Source organism: Kocuria turfanensis (assembly GCF_001580365.1).
Lineage (GTDB): Bacteria > Actinomycetota > Actinomycetes > Actinomycetales > Micrococcaceae > Kocuria > Kocuria turfanensis.
Window position 1 is genome coordinate 256,226 of sequence record NZ_CP014480.1, and the last position, 24,684, is coordinate 280,909.

Consider the following 24,684-nt stretch of genomic DNA (forward strand, 5'->3'; position numbering starts at 1 on the left):
CGTGCGCAGCGGACACCGGTCCTGGACCGGCGGTCTGGGTCCAGCTTAGGTCACGCGGATTTCGGCGACGTGACCGGAACCACCGGCGCGGGCCGCCCGTTCCGTCGAACTTCGGCATCTTCGGGGCGGGAACGGACAGCGCCACGCGCTATGCTGTATAGGACCTTCTTCCGCGCCCGCGAGCTGCTGCGCAGTCCGTCGCCGTGTCGACGACGCGCGGTCGCCGGGCCTCCTCGCGCACCCAGCGGGGGACACCACCGCAACCGGGAGCAATGATTTCGTGAACTCACTCGAGACGTCGAGCACCGCAGGAGGATCGGTCCTCGGCACCGAGCACGAGCGTGGTGCGGCGGCCTCCCGTCATGTGGGTCGGATGACGTTCTCCCGGAAGCTGCGGGCCTACGTGGCGCTCATGAAGCCGCGGATCATCGAGCTGCTGCTCGTCGCGACCGTCCCCACCATGATCTTCGCCCAGCAGGGCATGCCCGACTTCTGGCTGATCCTCAACACCCTCGTGGGCGGCACGCTCGCCGCCGGTGCCGCCGGGGCGTTCAACTGCTACATCGACCGGGAGGAGGACCGGGTGATGCGGCGGACGGCCAAGCGTCCGCTCGTCACCGGCGAGGTCACCGACCGGGAGGCCCTCGTGTTCGCCTGGGTCGTGGCGGTCGTCTCGGTGGTGTGGCTCACGGTGGGGGTCAACGTCCTCGCGGGCGCGCTCGGGGCCGCGGCCATCTTCCTCTACGCCGTGTTCTACTCGATCGTCCTGAAGCGGCGCACCGCCCAGAACATCGTGTGGGGCGGGGTGGCCGGGTGCATGCCCGTGCTCATCGGCTGGGCCGCGGTGACCGGCGGCCTCGACTGGCCGGCCCTCGTGCTGTTCCTGTTCATCTTCCTGTGGACCCCGCCGCACTACTGGCCGCTGTCGATGAAGTACGCCGACGACTACTCCCGCGCCGGGGTCCCCATGCTGGGGGCCGTCTCCAGCGCCCGGACCGTGGGCAGCCAGGTGGTGCTCTACGCGTGGGCCACGCTGGTGTGCTCGCTGCTGCTCGTCCCGGTCGGCGGCGCCGGGTGGGTCTACACGCTGACCGCCCTGGGCTCGGGCGCGTGGTTCGTGTGGCACAGCCACAAGCTGCACGCTCTCGCCGTGGCCGGTCGGCCGACTGACAAGCAGGCGATGTACGTCTTCCACGGCTCGATCGCCTACATCACGTTCGTCTTCCTCGCCCTGGCCGTGGACCCGTTCGTGGGCGGCCCCCTCCTCTGAGGACCGCGCGGCGCCCGTGCCGCCCGGGGACGGGGCCGTCCCTCGGCCGGTCCTAGGATGGACGCATGCTCAGCATGACCTTCACCGGGCTCGTGGCCTATCCGATCACCCCGTTCCAGCCGGGCGGCCGGCTGGACCTGGAGTCCCTCGAGCGCTACGTCCGCCGGCTGTCCCGCTCCGGGGTGGACTCCGTGGTGGTGCTGGGCAACTCGGGCAGCTTCGCGTACCTCTCCGCTGACGAGCGGGCGGAGGTCGTGCGCGTGGCGGTGGAGGCCGCCCGCGGCTCCGGGGTGCCGGTGGGCGCCGAGATCTCGGCCATGACCACCCGCGAGGTCCTCGACATGGCCTACGCCGCCGAGAACGGCGGGGCGGACGGACTGGTGCTCAACCCGCTGTCCTACATCCCGCTCGTCTCCCAGGAGATCGCCGACCAGGTGGAGACGGTGGCCGCGGCCGTGTCCCTGCCGCTGTGCGTCTACAACAACCCGACGACGACGGGCTTCAGCTACCCGGTGGAACTCGCGGCCGAGCTGTCCTGGCTCGAGAACGTGAACGCCTTCAAGGACACCGCCGGATCCCCGGCCGAGTACGCCCAGCGCCGCGCCCGTTTCGCGGAGCTCGCCGAGCCGGGCACCGCGCACGGGGTCAGCGGCGAGCGGCTGCTGCACGAGGCGGCGCCGGACGCCGCCGGGTGGCACTCCGGGATCGCGGCGGTGCTGCCGCGCCAGTACGCCGCCTTCCGCGCCGCGGTGGTCGAAGGCGACGAGGTGGCCGTGCACACGTGGCAGGCCGCCCTGGCCCCGCTGCTCGAGATCCTGCGCCAGGAGCGCCCGCTGAGCTCCCTCTACGCCCTCGCGGAGGTCTGCGGGGTGAGCACGGCCCCGCCCCGGCGGCCGCTGCTGCCCATTCCCTCGGCCAGCCGGCAGCGGCTGGCGCAGGCGGTGGAGGAGCTGCTCGACGAGGCGCCCGACGAGCGGTCCTGAGCGCGCTCAGCCGCGGGCGGGAGCCTCGGCGACCGGCTGGTCCGGGGCGGCGCGCACGACCACGTCCGGGGTGCGGGTGAGCGCGAAGCCCTTCTCCACGGTCCGGGCCGCGGCCCAGACCAGCGCCGCGGAGCCCACCAGGTGCAGGGCCACGGCCACGATCGGCAGGCCGTTGAAGTACTGGTAGTAGCCGATCAGCGCCTGCAGCACGAGCACGGCCAGCATCACGTGCAGCGCGGACGCCACGGGCACGGGCCACCGTCGGCGCCGCGCCAGGACGAGTCCCACGACCACGGTGACGACGATCAGGTACACCGGCACCGCGTGGGCCCGGGTGATGAGGTAGGCGTCGAAGGCGTGCCGGGCGCTGGAGTCGTCCCCGCTGTGCGGGCCGGTGCCGGTGACCAGGGTCCCCAGGTAGAGGATCAGGGCGGTGAGCACGCCGACGGTCACCACCAGGGCGCGGATCAGGCTCCGCTGGCTCAGGGCCTGGCCGGGGCGCTCGGCGTCGCGCACGGCCGGCAGGGACCGTCTGCGGGTCCGGTTGACCAGGACGGCGGACAGGGCGATCATCGCGCTGGAGATCAGGTAGTGGATGCCCACCAGCCACGGGTTCAGGCCGGTGTGGACCACCACTCCGCCGACCACCGCCTGCAGCGGGATGGCCAGCCCGAGCACCAGGGCGATGAGCATCAGGTCCCAGTGCCGGTGGCCCAGCCGCAGCACGGCCAGGAACGTCAGGACCGCCACGAGCGCGAGCACGAAGGTGAGCAGCCGGTTGCCGAACTCGATCACCCCGTGCAGGCCCATCTCGGCGGTGTTCGTCCAGGACTCGTCCGTGCAGCGGGGCCAGGTGGGGCAGCCCAGGCCGGAGCCGGTCAGCCGCACCAGCCCGCCGGTGAGGATCAGCAGCGAGTTGGCCAGCAGGGAGGCCACCGCCATCCACCGCACCCACGGGGTGATCCGGGTCGGCATCAGGAACCTGCCGTCCGCTCGGACGTCGGCGTCGGTGGGGTCGCTGGCGCGGGTCATGGCTTCACTTCCGGACGGAGGAGGGCGGGTGCGAGTGCCGTCCCAGTTTATCCGCCTTCGCCCCGCTCCGCGCACGGGCGGGAAGCGCGCGGACCGGGGGAGCGGCGGCCCCGGGCACCGGGGTCCGGCCGGCGCCGGGCGGCGGGCCGGTCCGGCCGGGGCGGGGCCGGTGGTCAGCTCCAGCGGAACCAGCGCACCGCGGCGGCCCACGCGGCGGCGGCCCAGACGGCGAGCACCAGCAGCGGCAGCAGCGTGGGCGCGCCCGTGAGGAACGTCTCCCGCATCGCGGTGCCCAGCGCCCCGGAGGGCAGCAGGTCCACCAGCCAGGACAGCGCCGGCGGCAGCGTGCGGGAGGGGAACAGGGTCCCGCCGACCGCCGCGAGCACCACCCAGACCAGGTTGGTCACGGCCAGGGTGGCCTCGGCGCGCACGGTGCCGGCCAGCAGCAGGCCCAGCCCGGTGAACGCGGCGGCGCCGAGCAGCAGCACCGGCACGGAGACGAGCACCGCCACCGGGTCCGGGCGCCACCCGAGGGCGGCGCCGAGGGCCCCGACGAGCACGTACTGCACCGCCAGCACGGCCAGGATCGCCACCAGCTTGCCGGTGATCAGCCCGCCGCGGCCCAGGGGCGTGGTCGAGAGGAACCGCAGCACGCCGTAGCGGCGGTCGAAGCCGGTCTGGATGCCCTGGCCGGAGAACGCGTTGGAGAGCACGCACAGGGTGAGCACGCCCGGCACCGCGACGTCCACACGGGTGAGGCCCGGCGGGACGTCGGCGTCCAGCAGGTCGGTGAGGGTCAGGGCCACGAGTGCCATCAGCGGCAGGATCACCAGCAGCAGCAGCTGCTCGCCGTTGCGCAGCATGGTCAGCGCCTCGTAGCGGGACTGCGCGGCGACCCGGCGGGCCAGGGGAGCGGGGTCCGAGCGCGGTGGCGTGGCGCGGGGCTGGGCGGGTGCGGTCATCGGATCTCCCGTCCGGAGATGTCGAGGAAGACGTCCTCGAGGGTGCGGGGCTGCAGGGACAGGGACTCGGGCAGGGCGCCGGTGGCCGTGAACCAGCGGGTCACCGTCTCCAGCTGTTCCGGGGTGAGCCGGCCGGTCAGCGTCACCGTGCGGTCGGAGCGGCTCGCGTGCACGTCCTCGAACCCGGGTCCCTCCCACGGGAAGGGGCCGGCCGCGACCTGCTCGGGGGTCAGGGTCAGGGCCAGCACGGCCGGGGCGTCCGCGCCGGGGGCCACCAGCTCGGCCACGGAGCCCTGGGCCATGACCCGGCCGTGGTCGACGATGTAGACCTGGTCGGCCAGCCGCTGGGCGTCGTCGAGCAGGTGCGTGGTCAGGATGATGCACACGCCCTCGCGGCGCAGCTGCTGGACGAGGTCGAAGACGATGTTGCGGGACTGCGGGTCCATCCCGGCCGAGGGCTCGTCCAGGAACAGGACCTCCGGATTGCCCGCCAGGGCCGCCGCCAGGGCCACCCGCTGCCGCTGGCCGCCGGAGAGGCGGCGGACCACCGTGCGGTCGAAGCCGTTGATGCCCAGCCGCTCCACGAGCGCGTCCATGTCCCGGGGGCTGCGGTAGAGGGAGGCGACGTGGCGCAGCAGCTCCAGCGGGCGCACCGCCTGCGGCAGCCCGCCCTCCTGGAGCATGACGCCCACCCGGGCGCGCAGCTCCGGGCCGGCCTGCCACGGGTCCTGCCCGAGCAGCCGGACGGTGCCCTCCGAGGGCCGCTGCAGGCCCTGGGCGCACTCCAGCGTGGTGGTCTTGCCCGCGCCGTTGGGGCCGAGCAGCGCCGTGATCTCGCCGTGCCGAGCGGTCAGGGAGAGGCCGTCGACGGCGTGCACCACGTCCGCGCCCTGCTCCGGGCCGCGGCGGGGGCGTCGTCGGCGGGCGGGGAACTGTTTGACGAGGCGCTCGATCGCCAGCGCGGGCGAGGACGCGGGGGGACTGTGGGCGGGCACCGGACCAGTGTAGTGGGGCGCGCCGACGCCCCGTTCCTCTTGGCCCTGCCGCGCCGGGGGGTTATTATGAGTAAGTCGCGATTTCTGCCGCAGGGCCCGGGTAAGGCTGAACTTACTGGCCGCACCGGAATGAATAACGACATACTGAGGTTGTGTATTCAGTGAGCCCCGGCACGGGGCGCACCGCGCAGCACACCACCTTCCACCCCATCTCCGATCAGGAAGCGCACGGTTCACCCATGACCCACACCACGGACGCCCGGAGCCTGTCCCGCTCCCCGGGCGGGCCGCGGGCGGAGCAGGAGGAGAACACCCGCTCCCGCGTGCTGGGGGCCGTCCTGGAGCACGGGCCGGTCTCGGCCGCCGACCTCGGCGACATGCTCGAGCTCACCCCGGCGGCCGTGCGCCGCCACCTCGACGCCCTCGAGCAGCAGCACTACATCGAGGTCACCATGGTCCGCCGCCGCACCGGCGGCGCCGGGCGCCCCGCTCGCCGCTACGTCGTGGCCCCCGAGGGCCACGCCAAGCTCGGCGACGACTACCTGGAGATCGCCACCGACGCCCTGGAGGCCATCCGGCGCGTCGCCGGTCCCGACGCCGTGCGGGAGTTCATCCAGGAGCGCGTGGACCGGCTCGAGGCCGCGTACCGGCCCGAGGTCGAGGCCGCCGGGCCCGAGGTCGCCGACCGCCTGCCCGTGCTCGTGCGCCTGCTGAGCCAGGACGGCTTCGCCGCCTCCACGAACGAGGTCGCCGTGGGGCGCGGGGACCAGCGCACCATCGTCTCCGCGCAGCTGTGCCAGGGCCACTGCCCCGTGCGGGAGCTGGCCGCCCGCTACCCGCAGTTCTGCGAGCTGGAGACCGAGCTCATCGCCCGGCTGCTCGGCACGGACGTCCGCCGGCTCTCCACGCAGGCCGCCGGCGCGCACGTGTGCACGACGCACGTACCCCTCGCACGGCCCGGACCCGCCGCGGCCCGGACGACCACGGACCACCCCACAGACCAGACAACAGAGGAAGGCCGTCATGACTGAACAGATCGCCAGCGGCAACGACACTGTCATCGCCGACATCCTGGAGAAGAACCCGGAGCTCGAGGGCATCGGCACCTACGAGTACGGCTGGGCGGACTCCGACGTCGCCGGCGCCTCAGCGCGCCGCGGCATCAACGAGGAGGTCGTCCGGGACATCTCGGCCAAGAAGAGCGAGCCGCAGTGGATGACCGACCTGCGGCTGAAGGGCCTGAAGTTCTTCGACCGCAAGCCCATGCCCGCCTGGGGCGCGGACCTCTCCGGCATCGACTTCGACAACATCAAGTACTTCGTGCGCTCCACGGAGAAGCAGGCCCAGACCTGGGAGGACCTGCCCGAGGACATCCGCAACACCTACGAGAAGCTCGGCATCCCCGAGGCCGAGCGCGGCCGGCTCGTGGCCGGCGTCGCCGCCCAGTACGAGTCCGAGGTGGTCTACCACCAGATCCGCGAGGACCTCGAGGAGCAGGGTGTCATCTTCATGGACACCGACACCGCCCTCAAGGAGCACCCGGAGTTCTTCGAGGAGTACTTCGGCACCGTCATCCCGGTGGGCGACAACAAGTTCGCCTCGCTGAACACGGCCGTGTGGTCCGGCGGCTCCTTCGTCTACGTCCCCAAGGGCGTGCACGTGGAGATCCCGCTGCAGGCCTACTTCCGCATCAACACCGAGAACATGGGCCAGTTCGAGCGGACGCTGATCATCGCGGACGAGGACTCCTACGTCCACTACATCGAAGGCTGCACGGCGCCGATCTACAACACCGACTCGCTGCACTCCGCCGTGGTCGAGATCATCGTCAAGAAGAACGCCCGGGTGCGCTACACGACCATCCAGAACTGGTCGAACAACGTGTACAACCTGGTGACCAAGCGCGCGATCGCCCACGAGGGCGCCACCATGGAGTGGATCGACGGCAACATCGGCTCGAAGGTGACGCAGAAGTACCCGGCCGTCTACATGACCGGGGAGCACGCCCGCGGCGAGACCCTCTCGATCGCCTTCGCCGGCGAGGGCCAGCACCAGGACACCGGCTCGAAGATGGTGCACATCGCGCCGAACACCTCCTCGTCGATCGTCTCGAAGTCCGTGGCCCGCAACGGCGGCCGCGCCGCCTACCGCGGCCTCGTGCAGGTCCGCGAGGGCGCCAAGGGCTCCAAGTCCAACGTGGTCTGCGACGCCCTGCTGGTCGACACGATCTCCCGCTCGGACACCTACCCCTACGTCGACATCCGCGAGGACGACGTGTCCATGGGCCACGAGGCGACCGTCTCGCGGGTCTCCGAGGAGCAGCTGTTCTACCTCATGCAGCGAGGCCTGGCCGAGGACGAGGCCATGGCGATGATCGTGCGCGGCTTCGTGGAGCCGATCGCCCGTGAGCTCCCCATGGAGTACGCGCTCGAACTCAACCGCCTCATCGAACTGCAGATGGAAGGATCCGTTGGCTGACATGTCCAAGCTGAACGAAACGATTCGCAACGCGGCGGAGGCCGCCGCCTCCGCCGCCACCGCCGTGGCCGAGAAGGCCGTCGGCACGGCCAAGGACGTCTACGACAACCTGGGCGAGAAGGTCGACGGCGTCCCGACCGGGGACGGGCGCATCGCCATCCCGGGCATGGACCAGGAGGGCGAGCGGCTCGCCCGCGACAAGGTCGAGAACGACACCCTCGTGCGGGAGTCCGCCCGCGGCGGCAGCGCCGAGGGCCCGGACTCCTCCCGCGCCGGGCGGCGCACGTCCTACGACGTGGCCGACTTCCCGAAGATCAGCGGCAAGGAGGAGGACTTCCGGTTCACCCCGGTCAAGCGCCTCAAGGGCCTGCACGCCGACGCCCTCACCGGCCCGGCGCCGGCGGTGACCGTGGACTCCGACGCCGTGCGCGTGGAGACCGTCGGCCGCGACGACGCCCGGATCGGCAGCGCCGGCATCCCCGAGGACCGGGTCTCCGCCAACGCGTGGAGCAGCGTCACCGAGGCCACCGTGCTCACGGTGCCGCAGGAGGCCGAGATCGCCGCGCCCGTCGTCGTCGACATCCACGGCACGGACGCCACCCCGGCGGCCCAGCACCTGGTGATCGACGCCCAGCCCTTCTCCAAGGCCCTGGTGGTCCTGCGCCACCACGGCAGCGCGGTGCTCTCGCAGAACGTCGAGTTCCGGGTCGGCGACTCCGCGAACCTCACCGTGGTGACCCTCCAGGAGTGGGACGACGACGCCGTGCACGCCTCCGCACAGCAGGCGCGCCTGGGCCGCTCGGCCTCCTTCAAGCACGTGCTCGTCTCCCTCGGCGGGGACCTGGTGCGCGTGACCCCGTCCACCCGCTTCGACGCCCCCGGCGGGTCCGTGGAGATGTACGGGCTCACCTTCGTGGACGCCGGCCAGCACCTGGAGTCCCGGCTGTTCGTGGACCACTCCCAGCCGCACTGCACCTCGCGGGTGACCTACAAGTCCGCGCTGCAGGGCGAGAACGCGCACGGCGTGTGGGTCGGCGACGTCCTGATCCGCGCCACCGCGGAGGGCACCGACACCTACGAGCTGAACCGGAACCTGATCCTGGGCGACGGGCCCCGCATGGACTCGGTGCCGAACCTCGAGATCGAGACCGGTCTGATCGCGGGCGCCGGCCACGCCTCCACCACCGGGCAGCTGGACGACGAGCACCTGTACTACCTCATGTCCCGGGGCATCCCCGAGGACGAGGCGCGCCGGCTCGTGGTGCGCGGCTTCCTCTTCGAGATCCTCCAGCAGATCGGTGTCCCGGACATCGAGGAGCGGCTGCGCGGGGCCGTCCAGGACGAGCTCGCCTCCGCCAACCACTGAGCCCTTTCCCCACACTCTTCCCGACCACAGGAGAACCATCCATGGCAACTCTCGAGATCAAGGACCTGCACGCGTCCGTCGTGCTCGACGACGAGACCACCAAGCCGATCCTCAAGGGCGTGAACCTCACCATCAAGTCCGGTGAGGTGCACGCGATCATGGGCCCCAACGGGTCCGGCAAGTCCACCCTGGCCTCCACCATCGCCGGGCACCCCAAGTACGTCGTCGACTCCGGCCAGGTCCTCCTGGACGGCGAGGACGTCCTGGAGATGTCCGTGGACGAGCGCGCCCGCGCCGGGCTCTTCCTGGCCATGCAGTACCCCGTGGAGATCCCCGGCGTGACGACCTCCAACTTCCTGCGCACCGCCAAGACCGCCATCGACGGCGAGGCCCCCTCCCTGCGCACGTGGACGAAGGACGTCAAGGCCGCCATGGAGCAGCTGAAGATCAGCCCCGACATGATCCAGCGCAACGTCAACGAGGGCTTCTCCGGCGGCGAGAAGAAGCGCCACGAGATCCTCCAGCTCGAGCTGCTCAAGCCCAAGATGGCCCTGCTCGACGAGACCGACTCCGGCCTCGACGTCGACGCGCTGAAGGTCGTGTCCGAGGGCGTCAACCGCGCCCTGGAGACCAACGGCATGGGCGTCATGCTGATCACCCACTACACGCGGATCCTGCGCTACATCAAGCCGCAGTTCGTGCACGTGTTCGCCGACGGCCGCGTCGTCGACGAGGGCGGGCCCGAGCTCGCCGAGCGGCTCGAGAACGAGGGCTACGACCGCTACCTGGCTCCCGTCAAGTAAGCGCCGCGCCGACCAGCACCGAAAGGAGGCCAGCGATGGCCGACACCCCTGCTGAGACCCCCGTCGACACCTCCGAGGCCCCTGCGGGCCGTCTCTCCACGGAGGAGGTCGAGGAGGCGCTCAAGAACGTCATCGACCCCGAGCTCGGCGTCAACATCGTCGACCTGGGCCTGCTCTACGGCTCCCGGTGGGCCGAGGACGGCGCCCTGATCCTGGACATGACCCTCACGACCGCGGCCTGCCCGCTGCAGGACGTCATCGAGGAGCAGGTCGAGCAGAACCTCGGCCCGCTGCTGGACGAGTGGCGGGTCAACTGGGTCTGGATGCCGCCGTGGGGTCCCGATCGGATCACCGAGGACGGCCGCGACCAGATGCGGGCCCTGGGCTTCAACATCTGAGCACCCTCCCGGCACGACCACGGCGCCCCGCCCACCTCGCACGAGGTGGGCGGGGCGCCGTCGTCGCCCGGGTGCCGCACCCGTGCCGTTCCCGGCGGTAACCTTCCTGCCTTTCGGGCCGTGGAGCACGACGGGCTCCTACACTGCGGTCATGGTCCAGACGCTGATCTTCGGGCTCGTGGCCTCCAGCGCCCTGGTGATCGGGGCGCTGGTCGGGGTGCGCTTCGAGCTGCCCAAGCGCGTGCTGGCCATCCTGCTCTCCTTCGCCGCCGGGGCGCTGATCACCGCCCTGGCCTTCGAGCTGTTCGAGGACGCCTACGAGCGCGGCGGCATCGGACTGGCGGTGGCCGGGCTGTTCGCCGGGGCCGTGGTCTTCACCGCGCTGAGCGCCCTGCTGGACCGGTGGGCGCAGCCCGGGCCCCGGTCCGACGACGCGGAGCGGCAGCAGGGCAGCGCCAAGCTGGACCCGGACGCCGCGGCCGACGACAAGGCCCCCACGGCGGCCTCGGCGAGCGGCGCGGCCGGCCTGGCCCTGCTCGCGGCCGTCACCCTGGACGGGGTGCCCGAGAACGTGGCCCTGGGCGTCTCCCTCACCGAGGGCACCGGGGGCCTGGCCCTGCTCGCCGCGATCTTCGTCTCCAACCTGCCCGAGTCCCTGGTCGGGGCCGCCTCGATGCGCGAGCAGGGCATGTCCAGAGGCAGGGCCGTGCTGCTCTGGACGGTCTGCGGGGTGCTGCTCGTGCTGGCCGTGCTGCTCGGCGCGGGGCCGCTGGCCGGCAGCGACCCCGAGACGATCTCCCTGCCGCTGGCCTTCGCCGCCGGCGCCGTGATCGCCTCCCTGGCCGACACCCTCATGCCGGAGGCCTACGAGCACGGCGGTCCCGCGGTGGCGCTGAGCACGGCGGCCGGCTTCGCGCTGTCCTTCGCGCTCTCGCTGGCCTGAGCCGCCACGCCCGCCGCCCGGGCGCTCCCGATGGACGGCTCCGTGTCGCCTGGTCGCCGTGTCTCGTGTTCGCGATCGCACTCGCCATGGCAGAGTCGGGGCGTGAGCACCGAGGAGAGACGCATCGCCGTGCTGATCGACGCCGACAACGCCCCGGCGTCGAACATCGATGTCGTCCTGGCGGAGGTCTCCCGGCACGGCGCCCCGAACGTGCGGCGGGCCTACGGCGACTGGAAGAGCCCCGGTCTGCAGCAGTGGGAGGCGGTGCTGCACGCCTACGCCATCCGGCCGATCCAGCAGTTCGCCTACAGCGCGGGCAAGAACGCCTCCGACATGGCCATGGTCATCGACGCGATGGACCTGCTGCACGCGGGGTCCGTGGACGGCTTCGCCGTCGTCTCCAGCGATGCGGACTTCACCCCGCTGGTGATGCGCATCCTCACCGAAGGGGCGAAGGTCTACGGCTTCGGCCAGCAGCAGACGCCGGCGCCCTTCGTCAACGCCTGCTCGCAGTTCACCTATGTCGAGGGACTGGGTGCGCCGACGCCGGAGAGCCCGGCGTCGGCCCTCGCGCGGGTGCCGCAGCAGAAGCTGCGCGGCGACACCCGGCTCGTCCAGATGCTGCGCAGCGCCGTCGACGCCGCCGGCGGGGAGGACGGGTGGGCGCACCTGGGGGCCGTGGGCAGTCAGATCGCCAACCAGGCGTCCTTCGACGCCCGGAACTACGGCTATGCGAAGCTCAGCGAGCTCATCGAGGCCACCGGACTGTTCGACGTCCGGCGCCAGAACCTGACCGTGCACGTCCGGGACGGCCGCCGGAAGTGAGGGCGCGGCACCGCCCCGGTCCGAACGCTGCACCCGCTCGGTGATGCCGCTGCGCCCTCCGGAACGACGGACGACGACCCGAACGCCCCGACCACGCTCCGCTCCGGTGCGGTGCCGTGCGGAGCGTGGCCGGGGCGGTCGTCGAGCAGGGCGCGACACAATCGGTCCCGTGCCCGTCGCGCGCTCGGTCGTCCGTCGGCGACCGCGCCGGGCACCGTGCCCCGTACGGGGCTGTTCACCGCTCCCACACTCGCCCGACGTGCGGCGATGTCGGCCCGCGGACCGGGGGAGCGCCGCGGGCCCGGGCAGCCCCGCATCAGCCGGTGCGACGGGCGTCCACAGTGATGGACAGAACAGGACGCCGGTGCTGAACTGACGGGTAGCACAGCCCGCCGGGCTGGCACGTGAGCGTGAGGATCCCACACCAGAGGGAGCCCGCGTCGACCGAGGAGGACCGTCCGATGGAACCGTGGATCTGGATCGTGCTGGCGATCGTGGTGGTGGCGCTCGTCATTCTTGCGCTCGTGGGAGCCGGCAAGAAGAAGCGGGACCACCAGGCCGCCGTGGAGAGCCAGAACCGGGAGCGCGCCGCCGACCTGCGGGCCCGCAGCCAGGAGCAGAGCCTGGCCGCCCGGGAGCAGAAGGCGGACGCGGAGGCGGCGCGCGCCGAGGCCGAGAAGGCCCGCATCGAGGCCGACCGGATCGAGCAGGACGCCCGGCGGCGCGCCGAGGAGGCCGACCGGGCACGCGAGGAGGCCGAGGCGCACCGGCGGGAGGCCGCCACGCTGGACCCGGACGGGGAGCACACCGACCGGACCGATCACACCGATCGCACTCAGAGCGACGAGAGGTCTGAGGGGTCCCACGAGGGCGCCAGCCGCCGGGATCGCGACGTGCCCGGCCAGGGCGACTCCCGCCTGGACGATCGCCTCCGGGACGAGCGCACCGCCGCGCCCGGCCGCACCCCCGACCCCGAGGACCGTCCCCGCGCCTGACCGGCACGCCTCGAGACACGCACACCGGCAGCCGACGTCGGACCCGACGCCGGCTGCCGGTGCACGTAGCCCGGCAACCCGATCCGGGTCCACTGCCACCCGGTCCACCACTGGACTGTCCCGCCAACGCCGAGTCCCCCATGGGCTCGCAGATCCCCCCGATCAATCCGGGGGAATTGCGACTTCATGGGGGACTCGGCGCGTGGGGGGGCGGGGGATGGGGGGCTCGGCGCGTGGGGTGCGGGGGGTGGGGGACTCGGCGTACGCGGGTGCGGTGCGGGCCCGGGGGTCAGAGGGCCGGCGGGTTGTCGAGGTCGCGGGCGGCGAAGGTGTCGCACTGGTCCAGGTCGCCGGTGCGGTAGCCGGCCCAGAACCACAGCTGGCGCTGGCGGGAGGTGCCGTGCGTGAAGGCCTCGGGGTTCACCCGGCCCTGCGTGGTGGCCTGGATGCGGTCGTCGCCGATGACCGACGCGGCGTTGAGCGCCTGCTCGAGCTGCTCGGGCGTCACCTCCTGCAGGTCCACCGCCCCGGAGGTGTCGCCGGACGCGCCGCGGGCCCAGAGCCCGGCGAAGCAGTCCGCCTGCAGCTCGACCCGCACGGCGCCGGACTCCGGGCCCTGTGGGTCCTGCTGGGCGTAGCCGAGGGTGCCGATCTGGTGCTGGATGTGGTGGCCGAACTCGTGGGCGAGCACGTACTCCTCCGCCAGGGGGCCGCCCTCGGCCCCGAACTGGGTCTGCAGCTCGTCGAAGAACGCCACGTCGAGCCACACGGTCTGGTCGGCCGGGCAGTAGAAGGGGCCCACGGCCGAGGACGCGGTCCCGCAGGCGGTGGAGTCCCGGCCCTGGTAGAGCTCCAGGCCGGGCAGCACGTAGCGCTCGCCGGCGGCCTGCGGGAGGTAGCCCTCCCAGAACTGGTCGAGGCTCTGCGCGGTGGCGATCATCCGGCAGTCGCTGTACTGGTTGGCGTCCGCGCCGGTCTCGCAGTGCGCGAACTGCTCCTGCCCGGAGGACGAGCCGCCGGTGTCCTCTCCACCGCCGGTCAGGGCGTCGATGCCGTCCTGTCCGAAGAACAGGCCGACGACCAGCAGCAGCAGCGTGCCGCCGATCCCGCCGCCCACGGCGACGCCGCGGCCGCCACCACCGCCGACCCGCCCGGGATCCAGCTGGGAGTCGTTGCTGAAAGTCATGGGCAAAGCATAAGCGCACTGACGGTCGTGCGGTGGCGCTCAGTCGAATCCGCGGGCGGCGAGGGCCTGACCGGTGCGCTCGGCGTAGGCCACCGTGGAGATCACCGCGGGCGTGACGAGCAGCACCGGGTTGGGGCGCAGCCCGCGGGCGCGCACCGCGTCCCGCAGCTCGCCCACGGCGCCGACGATGAACGGGATCGAACGCAGCATGAGGGACACGGCCAGGCCGATCCGTTCGGGGTCGGCGCCGACGAGCCGCACCGGGGTGCACAGCCACACCACGCCGTCGAGGAGCTCGGGCAGGGGAGTGGTGTGCATGAGCACGCGGGTGACCACGAGGAAGACCGCGATGGTGGTCAGGACATCGGCCGCCTGGCCCGGTCCGGTGGTGAGGACGTGGTAGACGCCCAGCAGGACCAGCACGGGCAGCGCGGGGGCCAGCCCCCGCCACCACTCGCGGGTCCGCACGCCGGCGGCGGTGCCCGCCACCAGGAGGCCCGCGGTCAGCGCGGCCGGGACCGGCCACGACGGGGCGAGGACCACGGCCACGGTCACGACGACGATGCCCACGCCCTTGCTCCACAGCGGGGCCCGGTGCAGCAGGCTCGTGCCGGGGCTGTAGCTGCCGAACAGGTCCGGGCCGCGGCTCACGGGAGGACCTCCTGCGGGAAGCCGTCCGCGCACCAGCGCTCGTACGCGGGCAGGACCTGCTCGGGGCGGCCGTCGGCCACCAGGCGCCCCTCGTGCAGGACCAGGACGCGGGGCGCGGTCGCGGCGAGCCCGAGGTCGTGCGTGGAGATCAGCAGCTGGTGCGGCAGTCCGCCGAGCAGGTCGATCAGCCGCCCGCGATTGCGGAGGTCCAGCAGGGTCGTGGGCTCGTCGAGCACGAGCACCTCGGGCTCCACGGCCAGCACCGCCGCGAAGGCCGCGAGCTGGCGCTCCCCGCCGGAGAGGTCGTAGATGCTGTGCTCGGCCCGGTGGGCGATCCCCACTCGCTCGAGCAGCGCGAGCGCCGCGGCACGCCGCCGGGCCCGGGGGACGCCGGTCCCGCGCAGGGACAGCTCGACGTCCTCCACGGGGGTGGGCATGACCAGCTGGGAGAGCGGATCGGTGAAGACGAAACCGACGTGCCGGCGGGCCGCGCGGACGTCGCGGGCCACGTCGATGCCGTGCACGGTCACGGTGCCCGAGGCGGGGCGGGCGAGGCCGTTGAACAACCGCAGGAAGGTGGACTTGCCGGACCCGTTGAGCCCGACCACGGCGACCCGCCGCTCGGGAAGGGCCACGTCGAGCCCGCGCAGCAGGGTCAGCTCACCGGAGGCGGTGGGGGCGGTGACCGTGACGTCGGAGCACACGAGGGCCGCGGCCCCGGGGGAGCCGGCCACGGGTCAGCGCGTGCCCGCGATCCGGGGGAACGCCTTGTGCACGCCCACGGCGATGACCGCGGCGAGCACGCACTTGAGCAGGTCCCCGGGCCAGAACACGAGGTCCGCGAGGAAGGCGTCCCGCAGCGGCAGCTGCGCGTTGAGCACGAGGCCGGCGATGCCGCCGACCCGGATCACGACGAACCCGGCGAGGGCGGCGAGCACCAGCCGCAGCGTGTAGGTGCCGGTGCGCTCGTAGCGGGCGTTGGTGGCCCCGCCGTCCCCGGCCCGGCGGGCCGGAATCAGCCACTGCGCCATGTACCCGGCGGCGGCCGCGGCGAAGGGGAAGGCCAGGATGTAGCCGGCGGAGGGGCCCGCGAGCACGCCCAGGCCGCCGCGGAAGCCGGCGAAGACCGGCACGCCGATCAGTCCGACCAGGACGTAGAGCGCCACCGCCAGGAAACCGCGCGTCCCGCCCAGGACCAGGCCCGTGAGGAACACGGCGAGGGTCTGCAGGGTCAGCGGCACGCCCGCCCCGCCCAGCGGGATGCCGGGCAGGACGGACAGGGCCGCGGTGAGAGCCGCGAAGACGGCGATGTTCGCGAGGTCCTCGGCGGTGACGGACCGGCGGCGTTCGGTGTTGGTCATGGTTCCCAGACTAGGGCTTGCGCGCGTCCTGGCCGGAACCGGTGCCCCGGCCCGCCGCGTGCGGGGCGCGCTCGCCGGCGTCGTCGTCGGTGCTGTCGTCCTGCCGGACGGCGTCGCGCTCCGTGGCGCCGAAGCGCCCGCCCAGCGCCTGCTGGTAGCGCATCCGCTGGTACTTCCAGCGCTCGGCCATCGTGGCCTTGGACTCGACGCGGTCCTTGGGGTTCACCGGGTCCGGCCCCAGCACGGGGTCGTCGCCGACCTGGTAGCGGCTGGACCACACCTGGATCACGGCCCAGGCCACGGCGGTGTAGGGCACGGCGAGGATGGCGCCGAAGATGCCGCCGACCAGGGTGCCGACGGTCAGGGCCAGGAGCACGATGAGCGCGTGCAGGCTGAGCGTGCGGCCCATGATGATCGGCTGCAGGATGTTGCCCTCGATCTGGTTGACCACGATGATCCAGCCGATCACGGCCAGGGCGATGAGCGGCCCGTTGGTCACGAGGGCCACGAGGGCCGCGATGATGCCGGCGATGGTGGCGCCGACCACGGGGATGAACGCGGTGACGAACACGAGCACGGCGAGCGGGATGGCCAGCGGCACGCCGAACACGAGCAGGAAGGCACCGATGAGCACGGCGTCCACGGCGGCCACGAAGGCCGTTCCGCGGACGTAGCCGCCGAGCACCTGCGCGCTGCGGTCCACGGACTCGGCGAGCTTGGCCCGGCGCTCCCCGCGGAACCAGCGCAGCGTGAAGTTCCACATCTTCTCGCCGTCCTTGAGGCAGAAGAAGAGCACGACGATCATCAGCACCACGCCGGTGATGAACTCCGTGGCCGCGCCCAGGCCGCTGATGGCACCGCCCGCGAAGGAGCCGCTGGTGACGAAGTCCCCGGCCTGCTGGACGGCGGAGTCGATCGCGGCCGTGTCGACGGGGATCGGACCGGACTGCACGAGGCGCTGCAGCTCGTTCCAGCCCTCCTGGGCGGAGGCCGTGAGCGTGTCCCACTCGCTGCGCACCGCGAACACGATGCCGGTGATCACACCGCCCACCAGGGCCAGGATCCCGAGGAAGGCCGCGAGGGTGGCCAGCAGGTTGGACCAGCCCCTGCGCTCCAGCCACTTCACGACCGGCCCCACCGCGGAGGCGAGGATGAGTGCCACGAGCACGGCGATCAGCACGACCTTGACCTGCAGCAGGACCCAGAGGAGCCCCACCACCACGGCGGCCACGAGCAGCGTCTGGGCGGCGCGGGAACCGGCCCGCCCGAGCGAGTCCGCCCAGGGACCCACGGCGGGAGCCAGCGCCTGGGTGGTCTCCTCGAAGCCGGCGGGCTCGACCCCGAGGCCCATGGCCGGGACCGCGCTGGTGCCGGGGTCGGCCCGGCCGCCGAGGACGCTCTCGGCGTGCAGCGGGGCGGTCGACGAGCCACCGGGGCGGCGGGGTGGTTGGTCCGGGCGGGACGACGTGGCCATGCGGGGCTCCTCGGGGAAGGTGGCGGTCGGGGGTGCGGCCGTGCGACGACGGCGTGTGCCCCCACCATAGGGCGGCGGTCAGGGGCGCGGCTGCGCGGCGACGTACGGCGCTCGCATCAACCCTAAGGCGGCTGACGGAAGGGTGTCCACCGGTCGGGGCTCCTGCAGGGCCGCCGCGGCGGCGCGTCGGAGCCGGTCAGGCGCGGCCTTCGACCTCGAACACCGCGGTCAGGACGTGCCGGCGGCGGGCCGCGACGTCGTGCATGAGCGCCGGTGCGTCGTCGAAGCCCACGACGTCGCTGATCAGGTGCTCCCGGACCTCCGCGGCGTGGGCGCCCAGCAGCCGGATCGTCTCCGCGGAGAGCCGGGCCCGGTCCCAGGCGTGGGCGAGACCGCGGGGCACCCGCCCGATCTGGGCGCAGCGCAGGCTCAGCCCGTTGTGGTGGAACTCCTCGCCCAGTCGCACCGCGTCGGCGCCCTCGGTGTAGAACGCCAGGTCGATCACGCTGCCCTGGGGGCGGACGGCCCGCAGCGCCGCGTGCAGCGCGCCGGGCTTGCCGCGGCACTGGAACACGACGTCGGCCCCGTGCTCGCCCGGGCCGTGGCGCCAGCGGGTCTTGAGCACCCGCCCCGGGTCGTCGTCGAGGTCCAGCGGGAGGAAGCCCAGCCGCTCCGCGACCGCCCGCCGGCGCGGGTCGGCGTCGGCCACGGCCACCTCCCGGGCACCGAGCGCCCGGGCGAACAGCCCCGTGACCAGGCCCACCGGGCCGGCGCCGGTGACGAGCACCAGCCGCCCCGCCACGCCGTCACCGAGGCCGCGCACCGGCCCGGCGTCGGCGGCCGCGTGCAGCAGTCCGTTGGCGCAGATCGGGCCGAAGTGGGCCACGAACACGCCCAGCAGCGGGTCGAGCGCGGCGGGCAGCGGCACCAGGTGCTCGCCCAGCGGGTCGGCGACGTGGGCGGTGGCGTGGCCGTAGGCCGAGGCCAGGACGTCGCCCGCCCGGAAGGCCGGGGTGCGGGACTCGGCCACCCGGGCGACCTCCATGTAGCCCAGCCGGCGCACGGGGTATCCCTGCTCGGGCACCCCGGGGCGGAACAGGCCCAGCTCGGTGTCGTGCCGGGAGTGCAGCCCGGGGTGGTCGCCCTTGACGAAGGCCAGCTCCGTGCCGGCCGAGAGCCCGGTGACCAGCGTCTCCAGGAGCAGCCCGCCCTCCGGCAGCTCCGGCAGCTCCTCCTCGGCGATCTCGACCCGGCCCCGCGCGGGGACCACGAGGGTGCGCCGGGCGCTCATCCGAGCTCCTCCAGCGCGACCGCCTGTCCCGTCCGGGCCGACTGCGCGATGGCGCAGGCGAGCCGGTGGGTGCGCAGCGCCTCGCCGTAGGGCACCCGGGTGGCCTCGCGCTCACCGCGCACGGCCTCGAGGAACTCCCGGTCCACCGCGACCCGCGGGTCCTCGGCGGGGGCGTGCTTGGTGCGCTCGGCGGGCCAGAAGGCCGTGAGCCCGTCCTCGGCCAGCTCCAGGACCAGGCCGCGGCTGACCGTGTGCAGGGCGGCGCGGTGCTTGACGGCCAGCGCGGAGGTCGCCGCGAGGGTGGCCACCGCCCCGGAGCGGAACCGGACGGTGGCGGCGGTCGCGTCGTCGACGTCGCCGTCGTCCGGGCCGGTGCCGTCCGGGGTGCCGCGAACCCCGGCGGCGTAGACCTCCACGGCCTCCCCGAGCAGGAACCGGGCCGTGTCCAGCACGTGCGTCAGCTGCTCGACGACCTGCCCGCCGGACCGGTCCGTCCGGCCCCACCAGGGCACCGGCGGGCGCTTGTCGAGCCAGTAGCCGTTGGCCAGCAGCGGCGGGGCCTCCGCGAGCAGCTCACGGGCCAGCACGGCGGTGTCCAGGCAGCGCCAGTGGTAGCCGGTGCCCGTGACGACCCCGGTCTCCTCGACCCGCCGGCCGATCCGCTCGACGACGTCCAGGCCCAGGCCCACGGGCTTCTCCACGAACAGTGCCTTGCCGCGCTCCAGGGCGGCGAGCTCCGCGGGCCCGTGGGCGAAGGGCGGGACGCAGACGTAGACGGCGTCGGCGTCCACCGCGTCGAGGGCCTGGCCGGGGTCGGTGAAGCAGGGGACGTCGAGCTCGGCGGCGAGGGCCTCGGCCGCGGGCCGGTGCGCGTCGGTCACGCTGACCGCGCGGGCGCCGCCCAGCCCGTGCAGCACCCCGACGTGGCGCCGGGCCACGGAGCCGGCCCCGACGAGGGCGATCCTGAGCGTCATGCGGGGTTCTCCTCCAGCAGCCGGTGGTACAGGTCCAGGTAGCGCCGGGCCATGCCCGCCGGCGTCCACTGCTCGGCGGCCTCCCGGCACGCCTGCGGGTCCAGGGCGTCGAGCTCGTGCAGGTGCCGGACGAGGTCGTCCTCCTCGGCGGCCAGGAAGCCGGTCCGCCCGTGCTCCACGAGCGAGGGCAGCACCCCGCGCGGCGTCCCGACCACCGGCACGCCCCGGGCCAGCGCCTCGACCACGCCGGTGGCGCCGGGCTCGGCCCAGCGGATGGGGCTCAGCAGGGCCCGGGCGGAGCGCAGCAGCCGCTCCTTGCGCTCGCCGGCCACACCGCCCACCCAGGTCACCGAGGTGCCGTCGACCAGGGGCCGCACCTCGTCGAGCCAGTAGCGGACGTCGGGGTGGGCGCCCAGCGCCTCGTCGCCGTCGGCGAGCCGGCGCTCCAGCTCCTCCGGGTCGTCGATGCCGGCCACGGGCCCGGCCAGGACGAGGGGCACCCCGGCCCGCCGGCAGATCCGCGCCGCCACGTCCTGGGCCTTGTCCGCGGTGATCCGCGCCAGGACCAGGGCGTGCTCGCCGGGCTCCGCCGCCACCTCGAGCGGCGGCGGCGCCGCCAGCGGGACCACCCCCAGCGTCTGCCGGCGCAGGTTCTCCGGGGCCCGCTCGAGCTGGGAGGCGGAGACCGCGGCGAAGCGCACGCGCCCGCGGCCGTCGAACGCGGAGTAGAACTCCGGGTGCTTGCGCAGGTCCCAGTGCAGGGTCTGCAGGGTCGGCGGGGCGGCGGTGCCCATGGCGGCGAGCACGGAGGGGCCCACGACCTCCAGGTGGTCGTGCACCACGTCCCACCGGTCCCGGTCCCGCAGGGCGTCCACCAGGACCTGCATGTGGGCGTGGGCGATGCCGGAGACCCGGTTGTAGGGCATCGCGATGGACCGGAATGCCGGCTCCGCCAGCGGCCGCAGGTGGTCGTCCGCCTCGAGCGTGCTGGGGCCCACGGTGGCCAGCGTGACGTGCGCCCCCGCCCGCCGCAGCTCCGGCACCAGGGTGGCGACCACCGTCTCGATCCCGCCGTAGCCGGACGGGGGCACGGGCAGCCAGGGGCCCGCGTTCACGAGCACCCGCAGCCCGCTCACGCGACGCGGCCGACGAACTGGGCGCGGTATTCGGGGATGCCCGCCATGGGCGGGCGCTCGCGGACGCTGACGTCGTGGGTCTCGGCGAGGAACCGCTCGCCCTGGCGCAGGAACTGCGTGAGCTGCCCGCTCTCGCCGGCCACCGGGGCCTCGCAGCGCAGCCGCGCCTGGACCGTCAGCTGGATCTGGGCGGCCATCCGCGCCAGGGCGGCGTCCGAGGAGTTGCGGTGCGAGCGCACGCCCAGGTCCACCTGGGCCATGGCGTCCAGGCCCACGGCCTCCAGGACGTCGATGAGCATCGCGATCTCCACCCCGTACCCGGAGACGAAGGGCACCCTCTCCAGCAGCGCCCGGCGCCCGGCGTACTCCCCGGCCAGCGGTTGGACGAGACCCGACAGCTGCGGCCAGAACAGGTTGAGCAGAGGGCGGGCCACCAGCTCCGTGACCCGCCCGCCGCCGGCGGGCAGGATGGTGGTGCCGTCGTGCAGCGGACGGTCGTAGCAGCTCTTGACGAACTGCACCCCCGGCTCGGTCAGCAGCGGGCCCAGCAGCCCCACGACGAAGCGCGTGTCGAACTCCCGCAGGTCCGCGTCGACGAACGCGAGCACGTCCCCGGTGGTCACGGCCAGGGACTTCCACAGCGCCTCGCCCTTGCCCGGGACGTTGCCGTGGGCGGGCAGGATCTCGTCCTGCCGGTGGACCCGGGCCCCGGCCGCCGCGGCGACCGCCGCCGTGGCGTCCGTCGAGTCCGAGTCGATGACGACCAGCTCGTCGATCAGCGCCACGTCCTCCACGAGCTCCCGCCGCAGCGCGGTGACGATCCGGCCCACCGTCGCGGCCTCGTCGCGGGCCGGCAGCACCACGCTGACCCTCGTGCCGGCCTTCCGGCCGCAGAGCTGTTCCGGGGTCCACTGCCGGGCGTGGTAGCTGCGGGTGCTGAACCACTGCTGGACGTCCTGTCGCATGCTGCCCGCTTCCGACGGTGGGGAATACTGGCACCTGACCGACCAGTTGCCGTCGGACGATACCGAGCGCCTCCGCCCGGCGGGAAGACTCGCACGAATGTGTCGCAGCCCCGGAAGTGGGGACGAGAGCTGGGCCACTGAGGAGAGGCAGGGATGAGCCAGCAGGGGACCTATCCGGCACCGGCGCGCCGGCGCCTGGTGCTGTGGCGTCACGGGCGCACCGCGTGGAACGTCGAGAAGCGCGCCCAGGGGCAGGCCGACATCCCGCTCGACCCGGTGGGGCGCCGGCAGGCCCGGAGCGCGGCTCCGGTGCTCGCGGCGTTCGAGCCCGCGTTCGTGTGGTCGAGCGACCTGCAGCGGGCCCGGCACACCGCCCAGGAGCTCGCTGCGCTGACGGGCCTCGAGGTCCGCCTCGACGCCCGGCTGCGCGAGTACGACGTGGGCATCCGGCAGGGCACCACGTTCGCCGAGTTCCGCGCGAGCCATCCGGACGTCTACGAGCGGTTCTTCACCCAGGAGGACTACCGGGTGCCCGGGGCGGAGCTGCCCTCGGAGGTCGACGCGCGGATGGCGGCCGTGCTCGGCGACGCCGCGGCCGCGCTCGAGGAGGGCCGCACCGGTGTGCTCGTCGGCCACGGGGCGGCCCTGCGCAGCGGGGTGCTGGCCTTCCTGGGGGCCCCGCCCGAGCTCCGGGACATGTTCGCCGGGATGGCCAACTGCGCCTGGACCGTGCTGCAGGAGCACCCGCACCGGGGCTGGCAGGTCGCCGACTACAACGCCCGCACCCTGCCGGGCGAGTCGTCGGCGCTGGCCGACGAGATGCCGGCCCACCACGTGAGCAAGAACGCGGACCCGGCCGGCTGAGCGGGGTGCCGCCGGGGAACGGGGGCCGGTAGGATGGATGGGTTGCCCGTTCGGGCGCTGACCCCGCCCCGCACCCTGCCGAAAGGTCTCCTCCGTGATCACTGTCCAGAACCTCGAACTGCGTGCCGGTGCCCGGCTGCTCATGGACGAGGTCAACTTCCGCGTGGACAAGGGAGACAAGATCGGGCTCGTCGGCCGCAACGGCGCCGGCAAGACGACGATGACGAAGGTCCTCGCGGGGGAGACCCTGCCCGCGGCCGGGAGCGTCACGCGCACGGGGGCGATCGGCTACCTCCCGCAGGACCCGAAGGTCGAGGACATGGAGCAGCTCGCCCGGGACCGGATCCTCTCCGCCCGCAATCTCGCGGGGGTCGTCGCCCGGCTGCGCGCGGCCGAGCAGGACATGGCCTCCGAGGACGACGCCGTGCGGGACAAGGCGATGCGCGGCTACGACCGGCTCGAGGCGGAGTTCCTCGCCGGCGGCGGCTACGCGGCCGAGTCCGAGGCCGCGACGATCACCTCCAACCTCGACCTGCCGGAGCGCATCCTGGGCCAGCCGCTGCGCACCCTCTCCGGCGGTCAGCGCCGCCGCGTGGAGCTGGCGCGGATCCTGTTCTCGGACGCCGACATCATGCTCCTGGACGAGCCCACCAACCACCTGGACGCCGATTCCGTCGTCTGGCTGCGGGAGTTCCTGAAGAACTTCCAGGGCGGTCTGCTCGTGATCTCCCACGACGTCGAGCTCATGGAGATGGTGGTCAACAAGGTCCTGTACCTGGACGCCAACCGCTGCGTCATCGACCTGTACAACATGGGCTGGAAGAACTACCTGCTCCAGCGCGAGCAGGACGCCCACCGCCGCAAGCGCGAGTTCGCCAACGCGGAGAAGAAGGCCACCGCGCTGATGGACCAGGCGAACAAGATGCGCGCCAAGGCCAGCAAGGCCGTGGCCGCCCAGCAGATGATCAAGCGCGCCGAGCGGCTCATGCAGGGCCTGGAGGGCGAGCGGCAGGCCGACAAGGTCGCGAACATCCGTTTCCCCAAGCCCGCCGACTGCGGCAAGACCCCGCTCACCGCCCGGGACCTGTCCAAGTCCTATGGGTCCCTGGAGATCTTCAACGACGTCGACCTCGCCATCGACAAGGGCTCCCGCGTGGTCATCCTCGGCTTCAACGGCGCCGGCAAGACCACGCTGCTGCGGATGCTCGCCGGGGAGGCGCAGCCCGACACCGGCGAGGTGATCCCCGGCCACGGGCTCAAGCTCGGCTACTTCGCCCAGGAGCACGACACCCTGGACCCGCAGCGCACCGTCCTGGAGAACATGCGCTCCGCCGCCCCGGACCTCGCCGACACGGAGGTCCGCAACGTCCTGGGCTCGTTCCTCTTCCAGGGCGACGACGTCTCCAAGCCCGCCGGGGTGCTCTCCGGCGGCGAGAAGACCCGTCTGGCGCTGGCCACGCTCGTGGCGTCCTCGGCCAACGTGCTGCTGCTCGACGAGCCGACGAACAACCTGGACCCGGCCTCCCGCCGCGAGATCCTCAACGCGCTGCGCACCTACGAGGGCGCGGTCGTGCTCGTCTCCCACGACGAGGGCGCGGTGGAGGCGCTGGACCCCGAGCGCGTGGTGATCCTGCCCGACGGCACCGAGGACCTGTGGAGCCAGGAGTACCAGGACCTCATCTCCCTGGCCTGATTCCCCGGCCTGATCCCCGGGTGCCCGCGGGGGATCGCT

At 73.3% G+C, this 24,684-nt stretch carries 24 protein-coding genes; 12 read left to right on the plus strand and 12 right to left on the minus strand.

Translation table 11 applies throughout. From position 1 onward, the window contains the following. Positions 1 to 364: 364 nt before the first annotated feature. Together AYX06_RS01065 and AYX06_RS01070 are read left to right on the plus strand one after the other, a co-directional pair. Complete coding sequence (locus AYX06_RS01065; RefSeq protein ID WP_261775412.1) at positions 365 to 1,270, plus strand: heme o synthase; 906 nt, start codon at positions 365 to 367, stop codon at positions 1,268 to 1,270. Positions 1,271 to 1,335: 65 nt separating this feature from the next. After that, on the plus strand, positions 1,336 to 2,253 hold the full coding sequence (locus tag AYX06_RS01070; RefSeq protein WP_062733590.1) for a dihydrodipicolinate synthase family protein: 918 nt from the start codon (positions 1,336 to 1,338) through the stop codon (positions 2,251 to 2,253). 6 nt (positions 2,254 to 2,259) lie between these two features. Here AYX06_RS01070 and AYX06_RS01075 read toward each other — a convergent pair whose 3' ends face one another. The 3 genes from AYX06_RS01075 to AYX06_RS01085 form a co-directional block, all read right to left on the minus strand. Beyond that, positions 2,260 to 3,285, minus strand: a complete 1,026-nt coding sequence (locus AYX06_RS01075) for a COX15/CtaA family protein (RefSeq protein WP_062733592.1) — start codon at positions 3,283 to 3,285, stop codon at positions 2,260 to 2,262. Positions 3,286 to 3,458: 173 nt separating this feature from the next. Then, a complete protein-coding gene (locus AYX06_RS01080; RefSeq protein WP_062733594.1) occupies positions 3,459 to 4,247 on the minus strand; it encodes an ABC transporter permease in 789 nt (262 codons plus the stop codon). Continuing rightward, entirely contained in the window at positions 4,244 to 5,242 is a 999-nt protein-coding gene (locus tag AYX06_RS01085) for an ABC transporter ATP-binding protein (RefSeq protein ID WP_062733597.1), read from the minus strand. Before AYX06_RS01085 ends, AYX06_RS01080 begins: the two co-directional genes overlap by 4 nt. A 239-nt stretch (positions 5,243 to 5,481) precedes the next feature. Here AYX06_RS01085 and AYX06_RS01090 point away from each other — a divergent pair, with 239 nt between their 5' ends. From AYX06_RS01090 to AYX06_RS01125, 8 genes are all read left to right on the plus strand, one after another. Then, positions 5,482 to 6,273, plus strand: a complete 792-nt coding sequence (locus tag AYX06_RS01090; RefSeq protein WP_062733599.1) for a helix-turn-helix transcriptional regulator — start codon at positions 5,482 to 5,484, stop codon at positions 6,271 to 6,273. Next, positions 6,266 to 7,720 carry a Fe-S cluster assembly protein SufB gene (sufB, locus tag AYX06_RS01095; protein WP_062733601.1) on the plus strand — a complete coding sequence of 485 codons (1,455 nt, stop codon included), beginning with the start codon at positions 6,266 to 6,268 and terminating at the stop codon, positions 7,718 to 7,720. Before AYX06_RS01090 ends, sufB begins: the two co-directional genes overlap by 8 nt. A gap of 166 nt (positions 7,721 to 7,886) precedes the next feature. Next, entirely contained in the window at positions 7,887 to 9,086 is a 1,200-nt protein-coding gene (gene sufD, locus AYX06_RS01100; RefSeq protein ID WP_062736806.1) for a Fe-S cluster assembly protein SufD, read from the plus strand. A gap of 41 nt (positions 9,087 to 9,127) precedes the next feature. After that, a complete protein-coding gene (gene sufC, locus AYX06_RS01105) occupies positions 9,128 to 9,889 on the plus strand; it encodes a Fe-S cluster assembly ATPase SufC (protein ID WP_062733603.1) in 762 nt (253 codons plus the stop codon). Between the two features lie 35 nt (positions 9,890 to 9,924). Further along, positions 9,925 to 10,287: a metal-sulfur cluster assembly factor gene (locus AYX06_RS01110; RefSeq protein ID WP_047802736.1), complete on the plus strand. Its 363-nt coding sequence runs from the start codon at positions 9,925 to 9,927 to the stop codon at positions 10,285 to 10,287. 151 nt (positions 10,288 to 10,438) lie between these two features. Beyond that, positions 10,439 to 11,230: a ZIP family metal transporter gene (locus tag AYX06_RS01115; protein ID WP_062733605.1), complete on the plus strand. Its 792-nt coding sequence runs from the start codon at positions 10,439 to 10,441 to the stop codon at positions 11,228 to 11,230. Between the two features lie 102 nt (positions 11,231 to 11,332). After that, positions 11,333 to 12,055 carry an NYN domain-containing protein gene (locus AYX06_RS01120; RefSeq protein WP_062733607.1) on the plus strand — a complete coding sequence of 241 codons (723 nt, stop codon included), beginning with the start codon at positions 11,333 to 11,335 and terminating at the stop codon, positions 12,053 to 12,055. A gap of 461 nt (positions 12,056 to 12,516) precedes the next feature. Further along, positions 12,517 to 13,050, plus strand: coding sequence for a hypothetical protein (locus AYX06_RS01125; RefSeq protein WP_062733609.1), 534 nt, complete (start codon positions 12,517 to 12,519; stop codon positions 13,048 to 13,050). A gap of 289 nt (positions 13,051 to 13,339) precedes the next feature. On the opposite strand, the gene ypfJ is transcribed toward AYX06_RS01125, so the two are convergent. The 9 genes from ypfJ to AYX06_RS01170 all read right to left on the minus strand — a co-directional run bounded on the left by ypfJ (position 13,340) and on the right by AYX06_RS01170 (position 22,088). Beyond that, positions 13,340 to 14,236 (minus strand): KPN_02809 family neutral zinc metallopeptidase, encoded by an 897-nt coding sequence (gene ypfJ / locus AYX06_RS01130; RefSeq protein WP_062733611.1) that lies wholly within the window; start codon positions 14,234 to 14,236, stop codon positions 13,340 to 13,342. A gap of 39 nt (positions 14,237 to 14,275) precedes the next feature. Then, positions 14,276 to 14,887, minus strand: coding sequence for an energy-coupling factor transporter transmembrane component T family protein (locus tag AYX06_RS01135; RefSeq protein WP_062733613.1), 612 nt, complete (start codon positions 14,885 to 14,887; stop codon positions 14,276 to 14,278). After that, positions 14,884 to 15,621 (minus strand): energy-coupling factor ABC transporter ATP-binding protein, encoded by a 738-nt coding sequence (locus tag AYX06_RS01140; protein ID WP_062733617.1) that lies wholly within the window; start codon positions 15,619 to 15,621, stop codon positions 14,884 to 14,886. Before AYX06_RS01140 ends, AYX06_RS01135 begins: the two co-directional genes overlap by 4 nt. A 3-nt stretch (positions 15,622 to 15,624) precedes the next feature. Further along, positions 15,625 to 16,248 carry a biotin transporter BioY gene (locus tag AYX06_RS01145; RefSeq protein WP_062733620.1) on the minus strand — a complete coding sequence of 208 codons (624 nt, stop codon included), beginning with the start codon at positions 16,246 to 16,248 and terminating at the stop codon, positions 15,625 to 15,627. 10 nt (positions 16,249 to 16,258) lie between these two features. Beyond that, positions 16,259 to 17,722 (minus strand): AI-2E family transporter, encoded by a 1,464-nt coding sequence (locus AYX06_RS01150; RefSeq protein WP_232319361.1) that lies wholly within the window; start codon positions 17,720 to 17,722, stop codon positions 16,259 to 16,261. A gap of 196 nt (positions 17,723 to 17,918) precedes the next feature. After that, positions 17,919 to 19,013 carry a zinc-dependent alcohol dehydrogenase gene (locus AYX06_RS01155; protein WP_062733623.1) on the minus strand — a complete coding sequence of 365 codons (1,095 nt, stop codon included), beginning with the start codon at positions 19,011 to 19,013 and terminating at the stop codon, positions 17,919 to 17,921. Further along, a complete protein-coding gene (locus tag AYX06_RS01160; RefSeq protein ID WP_062733626.1) occupies positions 19,010 to 19,987 on the minus strand; it encodes a Gfo/Idh/MocA family protein in 978 nt (325 codons plus the stop codon). The genes AYX06_RS01155 and AYX06_RS01160 overlap by 4 nt, the downstream gene beginning before the upstream one ends. Then, positions 19,984 to 21,123: a glycosyltransferase gene (locus tag AYX06_RS01165; RefSeq protein ID WP_232319362.1), complete on the minus strand. Its 1,140-nt coding sequence runs from the start codon at positions 21,121 to 21,123 to the stop codon at positions 19,984 to 19,986. Before AYX06_RS01165 ends, AYX06_RS01160 begins: the two co-directional genes overlap by 4 nt. Continuing rightward, positions 21,120 to 22,088: a glucosyl-3-phosphoglycerate synthase gene (locus AYX06_RS01170; protein WP_062733629.1), complete on the minus strand. Its 969-nt coding sequence runs from the start codon at positions 22,086 to 22,088 to the stop codon at positions 21,120 to 21,122. The genes AYX06_RS01165 and AYX06_RS01170 overlap by 4 nt, the downstream gene beginning before the upstream one ends. 153 nt (positions 22,089 to 22,241) lie before the next feature. Here AYX06_RS01170 and AYX06_RS01175 point away from each other — a divergent pair, with 153 nt between their 5' ends. Next, positions 22,242 to 22,952 (plus strand): histidine phosphatase family protein, encoded by a 711-nt coding sequence (locus AYX06_RS01175; RefSeq protein ID WP_062733631.1) that lies wholly within the window; start codon positions 22,242 to 22,244, stop codon positions 22,950 to 22,952. Positions 22,953 to 23,046: 94 nt separating this feature from the next. Continuing rightward, complete coding sequence (locus AYX06_RS01180) at positions 23,047 to 24,645, plus strand: ABC-F family ATP-binding cassette domain-containing protein (RefSeq protein ID WP_062733634.1); 1,599 nt, start codon at positions 23,047 to 23,049, stop codon at positions 24,643 to 24,645. The last annotated feature ends 39 nt before the right edge of the window (positions 24,646 to 24,684 follow it).